Raw genomic sequence first — 13219 nt, forward strand, 5'->3', positions numbered from 1 at the left:
GGCTCAGTGCGAGGGCACCGCCGTGCCGTAGAAGGCGTCCAGCGCGTACACGCAGCGGTCCTTGCTGCCGACGAAGACCCGCCCGCCGACCGCCACCGGCGAGCCGGTCAGCTCGCCCTTGGTGCCGAGCTCCCACCGCAGCTGACCGCTCACCAGGTCCAGGGTGTGCAGCGAGTGGTCGCGGCTGCCCAGGTGGACCAGGCCGTCGGCGACCGCCGGCGAGCCGACGATCTCGCCCCGCGCGGTGTAGCGCCAGCGCTCCCGGCCGGTGGCCGCCTCGAACGCGTAAAGCACGTCCCCGCTGCCGACCAGCACCATGCCGTCCCCGACGACCACCGGCTCGGCGCCCTGCCGGTTGCCGGTGGCGGCGCGCCAGCGGTCCCGGCCAGTCGACGCGTCGAGCGCGTAGACCGTGCCGAGGTAGTCGGCGACGTAGACCGCGTCCGCGTCCAGCGTCGGCGGGGTGAAGAGCACCACCGGCGCCTCGAAGCGCCAGCGCTCGGCGCCGCTGGCCGCGTCCAGCGCGTACACCCGGGTGCCGGCCGTCACGTACAGCACGCCGGCCCGCTCGGCGGGGCGCGACGGCACGTCCTCGCCCACCGGGAAGGACCAGCGCAGGCCCGCACCGCGCGGATCGACGCAGCGCAGCCGCCCGCCGCCGTAGTAGTACGCGGCGCCGCCCACCAGGGCCGGCCCGGACTGCGGGTTCTCGTAGTCCTGCTGGGCGTCGTCGGCGCGCCACAGCTCGGCGCCGCCGGCCGCCGAGCGCAGCTGCACCCCGCCGCCCCGGACGCCGCAGCAGAGCACGCCGTCGGCGGCGTCCAGCGAGTAGACCCAGCCGTCCAGCGAGTTGCGCCAGCGCTCGGTGCCGTCCGCGACGTCCACCGTGTACAGGTGCGGGCCGTCGGCGGCGTGCACCCGGCCGGCGTCCACCGCGAGCGCCCAGGCGACGTCCCGGGTCTTGTAGCGGCGCTGGCCGGAGGCGACGTCCAGGGCGTGCACCTCGAAGCTGGAGACGAAGAGCGTGCCGTCGGCGACCACCGGGGTGCCCCAGACGTCGTTGGACATCCGGAACCGCCAGGGGCGCCAGCGGGCGGCCTGGACCGGCGGCGGCGTGGCCCGGCGGACCCAGTCCGTCTCGGCGGGCGCGGCCCCCGGCCCGGCCTGCTCGGCGCGCGGACCCGGGCCTATCCGGACCGAGGCCCCGGGCAGCCGGACCTCGGCGGCGCTCTCCCCGGCGACCGGGGCCCGGTGGCGGCGGGGGGCGGCGAGCTTCTCGGTGGCGGCCTCGGGGTCCGGCCCGGGCAACGCGTGCACCGGCCCGGGCGCGGGCGGCGCGTACCGCTCGGCCGGATGCCGGGTACGCGGGTCGTCCTGCGCGGGGCGCTGGGGCGGCAGCGGCTGGTGCGGGTGGGGCGGCGGGGCCGGCTGCGGCGGCACCGGCGCGGGCGCCGGAGCGGGGGCGGGCGCCGGGGCCGGGCGGCGGCCGCGCTTGCGTTCGATCAGCTCCAGCGCGTTGGCCGGCAGCCAGTCCCCCGCCTCGCCCGAGGCGTCGTCACGGGAGAACAGGTGCGGGGCCAGCTCGGCCTGGATCTGCGCCGGCGAGGGCCGGTGCTCCGGGGAGGGCCGCATACAGGCGCGCACCAGGTCCACCAGCTCGGCCGGCAGGCCGGAGAGGTCGGGCTGGTCGCGCAGCAGCTGGAAGACCGTCTCGACCGGGTTGGCGCCCCGGTACGGCGGGTGCCCGGTGGCGCAGAAGACCAGCAGCGACCCGAGCGAGAAGACGTCGCTGGCACCGGTGACGCCACGGCTGTCCCGGGCCTGCTCCGGCGACATGTACGCCGGGGTGCCGACCGCGACGTTGGTCATGGTGAGCCGGGTGCTGGAGACGCCGGCGGCGATGCCGAAGTCGATCACCCGCGGACCGTCCTCGACCACCAGCACGTTGGAGGGCTTGAGGTCACGGTGGACCAGCCCGGCCGCGTGGATGGACTGGAGCGCCTCCGCGATGCCCGCCACCAGCCAGCGCACCGCCCCCGCGGGCAGCGGCCCGCACTCGGTGACCAGGTCCTCCAGGGACGGCGCCGGGACGTACGCGGTGGCCAGCCAGGGCACCCGGGCGTCGGCGTCGGCGTCGACCACGGCGGCGGTGTAGAACCCGCCCACCGTCTTGGCGGCCGCGATCTCCCGGGCGAAACGGACCCGGAACAGCTCGTCCTCGGCCAGCTCCCCCCGGACGGTCTTGATGGCCACTCGCCGGCCGGACGCGGAGCGCGCCAGGTAGACCAGGCCCATCCCGCCCGCGCCGAGCCGCCCCAGCACCTCGAAGGGCCCGATCCGCCTCGGATCGTGCGCCGTCAGCTGGTCCACTCCGCTGCCACCTCCCCGTCTTCCGCACCCGCCACGGGGTGCCGCAGCCGATTCTCCAATGCCGCCCCGGTCAACTCCAACCTCCCCCGCCCAGAGGCCCCTCCGGCTCACCGTCCGGTCAGTGCCGCCGGAACGGCCGGATTCTGACGCCCGCTCCGCCTGCGGCTTGCACACGAGATACCCGCAACTCTTTTTCGGGCACCTCGGATCCGGCCGCGATCGTCACGCTCTGTCACTCGACCACCCCTCAGCGGAGGGTCCGTCACGCTGTGGGGTCATAAGCACACGGGGGGGCTTCAACAGGCGCCTCCGGAGCCCGGTGAATATCCGTCCGAAGTCGTTCACGCCCCCTATAGCAACCCCCCGTGCGGAGTAATAGTCGCATCACCGAATCGCGCCAAGATCGTGCCACGGTAAGCTGACGGCATGACAGGACAAGTTCGCACCGTCGACGGTCGCGTCGCCGGGCGACGCGGACAGGAGACGCGGCAGAAGCTGCTCGACTGCCTCCGCGAGATGCTCAGCACGTCGCCCTATCGGGACGTCAAGGTCATCGACGTCGCCCGTATGGCGGGTACCTCCCCCGCGACCTTCTACCAGTACTTCCCGGATGTCGAGGGCGCAGTCCTCGAAATCGCCGAGGAAATGGCCAAGGACTCCGACACCCTCAAAGAGCTGGTGGCCGGAAAGTCCTGGGCAGGGAAGTCCGGCACGACCACTTCGGAAGAACTGGTCGACGGATTCCTCGCCTTCTGGCGCAAGAACGACGCCATTCTCCGAGTGGTCACGCTCGGTGCCGCCGAAGGGGACAAGCGGTTCTTCAAGATCCGCATGACGGTCCTCAACGCGGTCGCCAAGCCCCTCACGGAGGCCGTCAAGGAGCTCCAGACGAAGGGCCAGGCCGACAAGTCGCTCGACCCGGCCGCCGTCGCCGGCTCGCTGGTCTCGCTGCTCGCCTCGGCGGCCGAGCACCAGAAGGCGTTCACCTCGTGGGGCGTCAAGGTCAAGGACCTGAAGCCCAACCTCGCTCCCCTGGTGTACCTGGGTGTCACCGGCAAGAAGCCGCCCAAGTAGACCGATCCCGCCTACCCACCCATCCGCTCCGCACGCAGCCCCGGCCTCCTGTCCGGGGAACGACGGACGGCGGCCGTGTCCTCGGGGGAGGTCCGCCGACGTGCCGCAGCGTGCCAGACATGCCGGTGGGCGGGCACCCGTGCAGGGTGCCCGCCCACCGGCATGCGCGTGTGAGAGGGGGCTTCCGGGCCTCCGGGGACGCCCGGGGGCCGGAAGGGGCCGTGGCGGGCGCCCAGGGGCGCCCTGGGGTGCCCCTGGGCGTCAGGGGGCCGCTAGGGGCAGCGGACGACCTGACCGGCGTACGCCAGGCCGCCGCCGAAGCCGAACAGCAGCACCGGGTCGCCGGGCGACAGCTCGCCGCGTTCGACCATCTTGGAGAAGGCCAGCGGAATGGACGCCGCCGAGGTGTTGCCGGAGACCACGACGTCCCGGGCGACCACCGCGTCGGGCGCGCCCAGCTTGGCGGCGATCGCGTCGATGATCCGCAGGTTCGCCTGGTGCGGCACGAAGCCCTTGAGCTCGGACGGGTCGATGCCGGCCTTCTCGCAGGTCTTCCGGGCCAGCGGGGCGATCTGGGTGGTGGCCCAGCGGAACACCGACTGGCCCTGCTGGCTGATCACCGGATCCCAGCCGGTGATCACCACGGCGTCGCTCTTCTCCGGCTCCGAGCCCCAGACCACCGGGCCGATGCCCGGCTCGGCGCCGTCCTCCTGGGCCTCCACCACCGCCGCGCCGGCACCGTCCCCGAAGATCACGCAGGTGGTCCGGTCGGTCCAGTCGAGGGTGTCCGACATCCGCTCGGCGCCGATCACCAGCGCGCGGGTGGCCGCACCGGCCCGGATCGCGTGGTCGGCCGTGGCCAGCGCGTAGGAGAAGCCCGAGCAGACCGTGTTGATGTCGTAGGCGGCGGGCGCGCGCACGCCGAGGCGGGCGGCGACGGCGGCGGCCGTGTTGGGGCTGCGCTCGACCGCGGTACAGGTGGCGACCACGACCAGGTCGATCTCGGCGGCCGAGCGGCCGCTGTTGGCCAGCGCCTTCTGGGCCGCCTCGGTGGCCAGGTCGACCAGGGTCTCACCCTCGGCGATGTGGCGGGTCCGGATCCCCACCCGGCTGCGGATCCACTCGTCGTCGGTGTCGACCAGCACCGCCAGGTCGTCGTTGGTGAGGACCTTGGGGGGCTGGTAGTGGCCGAGTGCCACAATGCGCGAACCGCTCATACAGCCACTCAACCGGGTTACCCGCTGGTCAGCGGGGCGCGACCGGCTACAGGATCCGCCCCCGGAAGCTGTAGGAGGCCGACAAGGGCCGTTGCGGCGCCTGGGGAGTGGCGGCGGCCCGGACGGCCGGTTCAGGCGGCCAGTGAGGCCGAGTCACCCATCACGATCACCGGATGGGCCGCCGGATCGAGGGTGCGGATCAGCTGGGCCATCTTGTCCTCGGGCACCGAGACGCAGCCGTGCGTCGGGCCGCCGTGGTCGACGTGGATCCAGATGCCGCCGCCCTTGGAGGAACCGCTGGGGCGTCGCGGGTCGAGCGGCGAGTTGCCGGGCACCCGGTTGTAGTTGATCGCGATCACGTAGTCGAAGGAGCCGGCCAGCGACTCGCCCGCGAAGCCCTTCCCGGAGACCACGAAGTTGGCGTCCTTGTCGTACGGGAGGCGGCTGCCGGGGTCGGCGTTGCGGCCGCCCGCGTCGGTGAGCGAGAAGACCCCGATCGGGCTGCGCAGGTCGCCCTCGTTGTGGTCGGTGGTCCAGCCCTTGTTGGCGTTGTGCCCCTGCCAGGTCTCGCCGGCCAGCCAGCGGCCCTCGGCGGTGCGGGTCCAGAGCGTGACGGCGGTCCGGTTGGCGTCCTTGTCCTGACCGGAGGCGAGCACGACCTGGGTGGTCTCGGCGGGTATCCGCGCGGTGAAGGCGGCCCCCAGACCGGGTATCGCGGCCACCGAGCCGTCCGGGCGGGACTCGCTGCGGTCGGCGGCGGGGGCCCCGGTGTGCCGGTCGCTCGCGGCCTGGGCGGCCGGCGCGGCGGCGGCCGGGGAGGGCTGGTCCGGGGCGGAGACCCCCTCCGGACCGGGGCCGTCGGCGGCGGTCACGCCCGGGTGGCCGGAGTCCTGGCCGACGGTGTACCAGCCCGCGGCGGCCGCGAGCAGCAGCGCGGTGCCGGCGGTCACGGCCTTGCCCCCGCGCTTCTTCTTGGGCTTGCGGCGGTGGCCGCGGGCGGCCGCCCGGGGACCGGCCGCGGCGGCGGCCGGGGCGGCCGCGGGTGCCTGGCCCCGGGGCCGGACCGGTGCGGCGGCGAGCGGCGCCACCGGCTCGGCGGGCTGGGGCTGGAACGGCCGGTCGTAGGCGTCGTAGCCCTCGGCGGCGGTGGCCTGCGGGACGTAGACCGCCTGGTGGTCCGGGTGGTTCTGGTGGGCCTGGTGGTTCTGGTGGTTCTGGTGGGCCTGGTGGTTCCAGTGGTCCTGCTGCGGGTAGCCGTTCCAGCCGTCGTGGAACGGCTGGTTCGGGTCGGCCACGGCCTGCGCGGGAGCGTCCCAGCCCTGGTGGGACTGCTGCTCGTAGACCCCGTAGGACTGCTGCGGCACCTCGTACACCGGCTCGTGCATCGGCTCGTACGACGGGTACGCGGTGGCGCGATGGGAACCGGACATGGCGCTGATCCTGCCAAACCCGGACCCGGTTGGGAAACCCGGGGGCCTGTGCGGACCCGGTGAAGAACACCGCCTCCCGGGCCGACGGGCGGCCCGGGAGGCGGTGGAAGCCGGTCGGGGACCGGTCAGAGGCGCATCGCCTGCGGGGTCTCCCGGCGCGTCAGGTCCGGGCCGTCGTACTCCCGGATGACCTCGTAGCGGGTGTTGCGCTCCACCGGGCGGAACCCGGCGTCCCGGATCAGCCCGAGCAGGTCGTCGCGGCCGAGCTTGTTCGGCGTGCCGAAGTTGTCCGCGTCGTGGGTGATCTTGTACTCGACGACCGAACCGTCCATGTCGTCCGCGCCGTGGCTGAGCGCCAGCTGCGCGGTGGTGACGCCGTGCATCACCCAGAAGACCTTGACGTGCGGCACGTTGTCGAACAGCAGCCGGGAGACGGCGAAGGTCTTCAGCGCCTCGGCGCCGGTGGCCATCTCGGTGCGCGCCATCAGCTTGTTGCGCACGACGCCGTCCTTGGAGTCGTGGAAGTCGTGCTGGTAGCGCAGCGGGATGAAGACCTGGAAACCGCCGGTCTCGTCCTGCAGCTCACGCAGCCGCAGCACGTGGTCGACCCGGTGGCGGGGCTCCTCGATGTGGCCGTACAGCATGGTGGAGGGCGTCTTGAGGCCCTTGCTGTGCGCGAGGCGGTGGATCCGCGACCAGTCCTCCCAGTGGGTGTCGTGGTCCACGATGTGCTGGCGAACCTCCCAGTCGAAGATCTCCGCGCCGCCGCCGGTCAGCGACTCCAGGCCGGCGTCGATCAGCTCGTCCAGGATCTCGTCGGCCGGCAGGCCGCTGATCTTCTCGAACCAGTGGATCTCGGTGGCGGTGAAGGCCTTCAGCGAGACGTTCGGCAGGGCCGCCTTCAGCTCCCGCAGCGAGCGCGGGTAGTAGCGCCACGGCAGGGTCGGGTGCAGCCCGTTGACGATGTGCAGCTCGGTGAGGGAGTCGACCTCCATCGCCTTGGCGAGGCGGACGGCCTCCTCGATGCGCATCGTGTACGCGTCCTTCTCGCCCGGCTTGCGCTGGAACGAGCAGTACGCGCAGGACGCGTTGCACACATTGGTCATGTTGAGGTGGCGGTTGACGTTGAAGTGGACGACGTCGCCGTTCTTCCGCGTCCGCACGTGGTGGGCCAGACCGCCCAGCCAGGCCAGGTCGTCGCTCTCGTAGAGCGCGATCCCGTCCTCGCGGGTCAGCCGCTCACCCGCGTAGACCTTCGCCTCCAGCTCGCGCTTGAGCCCTGCGTCCATGCGGTGCCCCGCCTCCTCCGACTTCGAATCGTTGCCGGACCGAGCGTACGCCTATGCCGGCGTCACGCCGCGAGCAGCTCCGCGAGCAGCGCCGGATCGATGTTCCCACCGCTGACCACGGCGGCCACCGCGCGGCCACCGATCTCGCCCGCGCGGTGGAAGTACGCCGCCGGGGCGACCGCGCCGGAGGGCTCCGCGACCAGCCGGCCGCGCCGGGCCAACACGGCCACCGTGGCGCGGATCTCGTCCTCGGTGACGGTGACGATGTCGTCCACGTACGCGGTGAGATGCTGGAACGGCAGCTCGCCGACGGAGGGGGTGCGCAGCCCGTCCGCGATGGTCCGGTAGGTGTCGGCGACCGGCCAGGCCAGCCGCTCGCCGGCCCGCAGGCTGGCCTGGGCGTCGGCGGCCAGCTCGGGCTCGACGCCGACCACCCGGATGCCCGGGCGGGTGAGCTTGAGGGCGGCCGCGACGCCGGAGATCAGGCCGCCGCCGCTGACCGGCACCAGCACGGTGTCCAGCTCGGCCGGGGCATCCTCGGCGATCTCCAGGCCGACCGTGCCCTGGCCCGCGATGATGTACGGGTCGTCGTAGGGCGGCACCCAGACGTAGCCGTGCCGCTCGGCCAGCTCGCCGGGCACGGTGTCCCGCTCCTCCGGCGAGACCAGCAGCACCTCGGCGCCGAACGAGCGGGTGCCTTCGACCTTGACCGCCGGCGAGGTGTCCGGCATCACGATCACGGCCTTGATGCCGAGCAGCCCGGCCGCGTACGCCACCGCCTGGGCGTGGTTGCCGCTGGACTGGGCGACCACACCGCGGGTCCGCTCCTCGTCGTCGAGCGCGGCGAGGCGGTTGTAGGCACCGCGGGTCTTGAAGGCGCCGGTCGGCTGGAGGTTCTCCGGCTTGAGCCAGAGCCGGCGCTCGCCGTCGCCCGCCCAGGGGGCGGGGACCAGCGGGGTGCGGACCGCCACCCCGGCGATCCGCTGCCGAGCCGCGCGCAGCTCCTCCAGACCGACCAGTGCCATCGTGTTACTCGCCTTCGACCATCGGGAGTTCGCTCACCCGGTTCTCCCACTTCGTGGAGAGTACGACGGTCGTACGGGTCCGGGCCACGCCTTTCGTGCCGGAGATCCGCTTGACCACCGATTCCAGGCCCTCCACGTCGGAGACCCGGACCTTGAGCATGTACGAGTCGTCACCGGCGATGAACCAGCAGTCCTCGACCTCGCCGAGGTCCTTCAGCCGGAACGCGACGTCCTCGTGGTCGGCCGCGTCGGTGAGCTGAAGGCCGATCAGGGCCGTGACGCCGAAGCCGAGCGACGCCGGATTGACCGTCGCGCGGTAGCCGGTGATGACCCCCGCCTGCTCCAGACGGTTGATCCGGTCCGTGACGCTCGGGCCGGAGAGGCCCACCAGTCGGCCCAGCTCGGCGTAGGACGCGCGGCCGTTCTCCCGGAGCGCCTGGATGAGCTGTCTGTCCACCGTGTCCATATACCGTCCGCGTCCTTCCGAACCTCACCAGACCCACAGATCATTATCCGGATTCAAAGGCGCCGTGCGCGGAACAACCCGGATATCGCAGAGAACATACTCTCCTGCCCCGGGGCCGCCCACTCCCCCCGGGACCGGCCTTCACCCGCCCTGGCCTGCCGGGCGGGCGGCCGCGCCCAACTCGCCCTCCCAGCGCCGGTACAGCGTGTGCGGGACGCCGACGGCGTCCAGGACCCGGCCGGCCACGAAATCGACCAGTTCGCGGACGGTGGAGCCGCCGGCGTAGAAACCGGGCGAGGCGGGGAGCACGACGGCGCCCTGCGCGTCCAGCTCGACCAGGTGCTTCAGGGTCACCCCGTTGAGCGGCGCCTCCCGGACGCAGACCACCAGCGGCCGGCGCTCCTTGAGGGTGACGCTGGCGGCCCGCTGGAGCAGGTCCTTGCTCAGGCCGAGCGCGATCCCGGCCACCGCGCCGGTGGTCGCGGGGACGACCAGCATGCCCTTGGCCGGGTAGGAGCCGCTGGACGGCCCGGCCGCGAAGTCCCCGGACGACCAGTACCGGACGTCGTCGAGGCCCTCGTCGCCGCCCACCCAGGCCGCGAGGTCGGCGCGCCAGTGCGCGTCCCGGAAGGAGATCCCGGTCTCGTCCAGGATGGTCAGCCGGGCGGCCCGGCTGACCACGAGGTCCACCGGCTCCCCGGCGGCGAGCAGCGCCCGGATCACCGAGGCGGCGTACGGCGTACCGGAGGCGCCCGAGACCCCGACCACCCATGGCTGACGCGTTTCTGTTCCCATGGCCCCTTTCTATACGGCGGCCCCCGGGACGGGCCCATCCGCGTTCACCCCTGCGAGGATGGGCGCCATGGCAGCGACCCTCGTCGACCTCACCCATCAGGTGACCACCGCGATGCCGGTCTACCCCGGCGATCCGGCCGTCGTCCTGACGCCCGTGCTCACCACCGCCACCGCCGGGGTGAACGTGCTGGCCGTGCACCTCGGCTCGCAGTCCGGCACCCATGTGGACGCGCCGTACCACGTGGACGTCACCTGGCCCACCCTGGACGGGCTCCCGCTGGAGCGGTTCACCGGGCCCGCCGTCGTCGCCGACCTGCGGGGGCTGGAGCCGCGGGCCGAGGTGACGCCGGAGCAGCTCGCCCCGGCGCTGGAGCGGGCGGGCGAAGGCACCGTGCTGCTGCTGGCCACCGGCTGGGCCCGGCACTGGGGCACCGACGCCTACCTGGCCCATCCCTGCCTGAGCGCGGCGGCGGCCGAGGCGATCGTCGCCGCCGGGGTGCGGACGGTGGGGGTGGACGCGCTCAGCGTCGACCCCACCCCCGACCCGGGCCCGGGCGACCCGGCGGTCGCCGCGCTGCTGGCCGACCTGACCGACGAGCACGACCAACCCGCCGCCCCGGAGCCCACGCTGGCCGCGCACCGGGTGCTGCTCGGGGCCTCCGGCGGGGGCGTGATCGCCGAGAACCTGACCGATCTGCGGGCGCTGCTGGACGCCCAGCAGGCCGGCCGGCCGGTGGAGGTGTCGCTGTTCCCGCTGCGTCTGGTGGCCGCCGACGGCGCGCCCATCCGGGCGGTGGCGCGACTGGGCTGACGCTCGTTGGCACTTGGTCTAGACCATCCCCGGCGGGCGCCGCTACGCTTGCGCGCCATGGCAGAGATCATCGGAGTGATCGAGCAGCTCTGGCGCTACCCCGTGAAGTCCACCGGCGGCGAGCGGCTCGACTCCGTCGAGCTGGACGAGCGCGGCCTGGCCGGCGACCGCCTCTACGCGGTGCGCGACGGCGCCGGGAAGCTGGGCTCCGGCAAGAACACCCGACGCTTCCGCCGGATGGACGGCCTGCTGCGGCTCTCCTCCCGGCTCGGCCGCCGGCTCGACGGCCCCGAGCTGTTCGACCCGTTGGGCCGGCCGGTCGCCGATTCCACCGCCTTCCTGCGCGCCTACCTCCAGCGCCCGGACGTCGCGCTCGCCCGCGAGGACGCCGTCTCGCACTTCGACCAGCTGCCGGTCAGCGTGCTCACCACCGCGACCCTGGACTGGGTCTGCGGGGCCGCGCCCTCCGTCGTCGTGGACGTGCGGCGGTTCCGGCCCAACATCCTGCTGCGGACACCACCCGGCACCCCGCCGTTCGTCGAGGACGGCTGGTTCGGCCGCGAGGGCGGCGCCGGCACCGGTGCCCGGCTCTCCTTCGTCCGGGCCAGCGAGCGCTGCGCCATGACCACCGTCGCCCAGCCCGGCCTGCCGCACGCCCCGGAGATCCTCAAGGCCATCGTCCAGGCCCACGACGGCCGGCTGGACGCCCTCGCCGAGGTGGTGGCTCCCGGGCGCCTGAGCGTCGGTGACGAACTGTCACTCGGCTGAGTCCGGCCGCTCCCGTCAGGCCCGCGGGCCACTCCCGGAGGCGGCCGGGAGCAGGCAGAACGGGTGGCCGGCGGGATCGGCGTAGATCCTCCAACCGCCGGCGTCTCCCAGTCGGGTGGCACCGAGGGCGAGGACCTCCCGCTCGGCCCGGTCGAGGTCCGGCACGTCGATGTCCAGGTGCGCCTGCTGCGGGTGGGCCGGGTCGGGCCAGCGCGGCGGCCGGTGGTCGGCCACGCCCTGGAAGCAGAGCACCGGGCCGCCCCCGACGTGCAGGGTCGACCACGCGCCGTCCAGCGACCACCGGGGGTCCGGCCGGTCCACCTCGCCGCCGAGCAGGGCCGCGTAGAACCGGGCCAGCACGGCCGGCTCCGGGCAGTCGAGGACGATGCACTGCAGTGTGCCGATCACGGCGCTCCCTGGTGACGGACGGGCGGTTCGCCGCCATTGTCCTCCGCGGGCCGGAGGGTGGGACTCACTCCTGCGAGTGAACGTCCCGGCCGGGCCCCGGGGTCTGTAGCAGGCTCGTCCGCGCGGCTGGCGCACCGTCAGCCACGCGGCGACGAAACCTCGGAGAGCCCCATGACGAACATCCCGACCGACCGGAAGTACTCCAGGGACCACGAGTGGGTGCGGTCCCTGGACAACGGCCGGCTGCGGATCGGCATCACGGACCATGCCCAGAGGCAGCTCGGCGACATCGTCTTCGTCGAACTGCCCAAGCAGGGCGACGTGTTCGAGGGCGGCGAGCCGTTCGGCAGCGTGGAGTCCGTGAAGTCGGTGAGCGAGCTCTACATGGCGCTGGGCGGCACGGTGAGCGTCGTGAACGAGGAACTGAACGACTCCCCCGAGCTGCTCAACGAGGACCCGTACGAGGAGGGCTGGATCATCGAGGTCACCCCGGCGGCGGGCAGCGGCCCGGAGGGCCTGCTGACCGCGGCCGAGTACCAGGACTACATCACGTCCGAGACGGCCGAGTAGCCGCCGTCCGGCCCCGGGGCACGGCGGCGGGCTACCCGGCCGGCCGCCGGCTCTCGGCGGCCACCGCGTCGACCAGGCGTGCCAGACCCTGCGGGGCGCTCCGCAGGAACAGGTTCGGCTCGATCAGCTCCAGTTCCATCACCACCGGCTCGCGGGCGTCGTTCAGCGCCAGGTCCACTCGCGCGAACAGCAGGGCGTCCGGCGCCGGGACGGCCGCCAACGCCGCTCGGGCGGTGCGCAGTTCCGCCTCGGTCGGCAGGTACGGGGTGACGCCGGGGTGGGGCATCCGGTCGTTGTCGATCACCCCGGGCTCGGTCAGCACGGGCCCCTTGCGGATCGCGTGGCTGAAGGCTCCCGCGATGAAGACCAGCGCGCGCTCCCCCTCCTCCACCAGCGGCAGGTACGGCTGCACCATCACCGTCCGCCCCCGCTCCAGCAGCATCCGGGCGTGGCGGAGCGCGTCGGCGGCCCGGCCGGGCTCGTAGCGGGCGGTGTCCTGCGCCCCGGCCGAGACGGCGGGCTTGACCACCACCCCCGGGGCCAGGTCGAAGTCCGCCTCGTCGCAGCGGTCGCCGGGGGCGACGAACCGCGTCGGCACGACCGGGACGCCGCGCTCGGCGAGCACCGACAGATAGCGCTTGTCGCTGTTCCAGCGCACCACCGGGGCCGGGTTGCGCAGCCGGGTGACGCGGGCCGTCGTGTCGGCCCAGGCCAGGAACTCGTCGAGGCGTTCCGCGTAGTCCCAGGTCGACCGGACCACCGCCAGGTCGAACTCCCCCCACCCCGGGGCGGCCGCGTCCCAGGGCACCGCCTCGGCCGCCAGGCCGCCCGCCCGCAGGGCGTCCACGATCAGGGGCAGGTCGGCGTCGTACTCCGCGGCGGCGGTGGCGGTGACGACCGCGATCCTGGCAGTACCCATGCGTGCTCTCCCGTCCGACCGGTCGACGATCTTCCGAGTCTAGGGAGCGGCGAGGCGGCGGTCCGCGAGCCGGCCTA

At 73.6% G+C, this 13219-nt stretch carries 13 protein-coding genes; 4 read left to right on the forward strand and 9 right to left on the reverse strand.

The genetic code is table 11. The annotated features are described in order from the left end of the window. Positions 1–3: 3 nt before the first annotated feature. Positions 4–2370: a PQQ-binding-like beta-propeller repeat protein gene (locus ABZ495_RS07275; RefSeq protein WP_359834843.1), complete on the reverse strand. Its 2367-nt coding sequence runs from the start codon at positions 2368–2370 to the stop codon at positions 4–6. Between the two features lie 426 nt (positions 2371–2796). On the opposite strand from ABZ495_RS07275, the gene ABZ495_RS07280 reads away from it, so the two are divergent. Further along, the gene (locus ABZ495_RS07280) at positions 2797–3444 is read left to right on the forward strand and encodes a TetR family transcriptional regulator (protein ID WP_329488227.1); all 648 of its coding nucleotides are present in this window, start codon (positions 2797–2799) and stop codon (positions 3442–3444) included. A 272-nt stretch (positions 3445–3716) separates the two neighbouring features. Here the strand turns inward: ABZ495_RS07280 and ABZ495_RS07285 are convergent, their stop codons facing one another. From ABZ495_RS07285 to ABZ495_RS07310, 6 genes are all read right to left on the reverse strand, one after another. Then, on the reverse strand, positions 3717–4661 hold the full coding sequence (locus ABZ495_RS07285) for a beta-ketoacyl-ACP synthase III (RefSeq protein WP_359803348.1): 945 nt from the start codon (positions 4659–4661) through the stop codon (positions 3717–3719). A gap of 131 nt (positions 4662–4792) precedes the next feature. Continuing rightward, positions 4793–6091: a L,D-transpeptidase family protein gene (locus tag ABZ495_RS07290; RefSeq protein ID WP_359834845.1), complete on the reverse strand. Its 1299-nt coding sequence runs from the start codon at positions 6089–6091 to the stop codon at positions 4793–4795. A 125-nt stretch (positions 6092–6216) separates the two neighbouring features. After that, a complete protein-coding gene (gene mqnE, locus ABZ495_RS07295; protein WP_329488230.1) occupies positions 6217–7380 on the reverse strand; it encodes an aminofutalosine synthase MqnE in 1164 nt (387 codons plus the stop codon). 62 nt (positions 7381–7442) lie between these two features. After that, a complete protein-coding gene (locus tag ABZ495_RS07300) occupies positions 7443–8405 on the reverse strand; it encodes a threonine/serine dehydratase (protein ID WP_359834847.1) in 963 nt (320 codons plus the stop codon). Positions 8406–8409: 4 nt separating this feature from the next. Next, the gene (locus ABZ495_RS07305; RefSeq protein ID WP_329488232.1) at positions 8410–8871 is read right to left on the reverse strand and encodes an Lrp/AsnC family transcriptional regulator; all 462 of its coding nucleotides are present in this window, start codon (positions 8869–8871) and stop codon (positions 8410–8412) included. Positions 8872–9012: 141 nt separating this feature from the next. Next, positions 9013–9666, reverse strand: a complete 654-nt coding sequence (locus tag ABZ495_RS07310) for a UbiX family flavin prenyltransferase (RefSeq protein WP_359834849.1) — start codon at positions 9664–9666, stop codon at positions 9013–9015. A gap of 67 nt (positions 9667–9733) precedes the next feature. Here ABZ495_RS07310 and ABZ495_RS07315 point away from each other — a divergent pair, with 67 nt between their 5' ends. After that, positions 9734–10477, forward strand: a complete 744-nt coding sequence (locus ABZ495_RS07315) for a cyclase family protein (protein ID WP_359834850.1) — start codon at positions 9734–9736, stop codon at positions 10475–10477. A 57-nt stretch (positions 10478–10534) separates the two neighbouring features. Beyond that, on the forward strand, positions 10535–11245 hold the full coding sequence (locus tag ABZ495_RS07320) for an MOSC N-terminal beta barrel domain-containing protein (RefSeq protein WP_359803343.1): 711 nt from the start codon (positions 10535–10537) through the stop codon (positions 11243–11245). 15 nt (positions 11246–11260) lie between these two features. Here the strand turns inward: ABZ495_RS07320 and ABZ495_RS07325 are convergent, their stop codons facing one another. Next, positions 11261–11653, reverse strand: a complete 393-nt coding sequence (locus ABZ495_RS07325) for a VOC family protein (protein ID WP_352286258.1) — start codon at positions 11651–11653, stop codon at positions 11261–11263. Positions 11654–11824: 171 nt separating this feature from the next. Between ABZ495_RS07325 and gcvH the strand changes: the two genes are divergently transcribed. Further along, on the forward strand, positions 11825–12223 hold the full coding sequence (gene gcvH / locus ABZ495_RS07330) for a glycine cleavage system protein GcvH (protein ID WP_359803342.1): 399 nt from the start codon (positions 11825–11827) through the stop codon (positions 12221–12223). Between the two features lie 31 nt (positions 12224–12254). Here gcvH and ABZ495_RS07335 read toward each other — a convergent pair whose 3' ends face one another. Then, entirely contained in the window at positions 12255–13142 is an 888-nt protein-coding gene (locus ABZ495_RS07335; protein WP_359834851.1) for a hypothetical protein, read from the reverse strand. Positions 13143–13219 lie beyond the last annotated feature (77 nt).

The organism is Kitasatospora sp. NPDC005748 (assembly GCF_040630735.1).
GTDB lineage: Bacteria > Actinomycetota > Actinomycetes > Streptomycetales > Streptomycetaceae > Kitasatospora.

Excerpts from the sequence above, each read along its gene's own strand:
- ABZ495_RS07310 (WP_359834849.1), bottom strand. The coding sequence starts at position 9,666 with ATGGGAACAGAAACGCGTCAGCCATGGGTGGTCGGGGTCTCGGGCGCC.
- ABZ495_RS07290 (WP_359834845.1), bottom strand. The coding sequence starts at position 6,091 with ATGTCCGGTTCCCATCGCGCCACCGCGTACCCGTCGTACGAGCCGATG.
- ABZ495_RS07280 (WP_329488227.1), top strand. The coding sequence starts at position 2,797 with ATGACAGGACAAGTTCGCACCGTCGACGGTCGCGTCGCCGGGCGACGC.
- ABZ495_RS07300 (WP_359834847.1), bottom strand. The coding sequence starts at position 8,405 with ATGGCACTGGTCGGTCTGGAGGAGCTGCGCGCGGCTCGGCAGCGGATC.
- ABZ495_RS07315 (WP_359834850.1), top strand. The coding sequence starts at position 9,734 with ATGGCAGCGACCCTCGTCGACCTCACCCATCAGGTGACCACCGCGATG.
- ABZ495_RS07335 (WP_359834851.1), bottom strand. The coding sequence starts at position 13,142 with ATGGGTACTGCCAGGATCGCGGTCGTCACCGCCACCGCCGCCGCGGAG.
- mqnE (WP_329488230.1), bottom strand. The coding sequence starts at position 7,380 with ATGGACGCAGGGCTCAAGCGCGAGCTGGAGGCGAAGGTCTACGCGGGT.
- ABZ495_RS07305 (WP_329488232.1), bottom strand. The coding sequence starts at position 8,871 with ATGGACACGGTGGACAGACAGCTCATCCAGGCGCTCCGGGAGAACGGC.
- ABZ495_RS07320 (WP_359803343.1), top strand. The coding sequence starts at position 10,535 with ATGGCAGAGATCATCGGAGTGATCGAGCAGCTCTGGCGCTACCCCGTG.
- ABZ495_RS07285 (WP_359803348.1), bottom strand. The coding sequence starts at position 4,661 with ATGAGCGGTTCGCGCATTGTGGCACTCGGCCACTACCAGCCCCCCAAG.
- gcvH (WP_359803342.1), top strand. The coding sequence starts at position 11,825 with ATGACGAACATCCCGACCGACCGGAAGTACTCCAGGGACCACGAGTGG.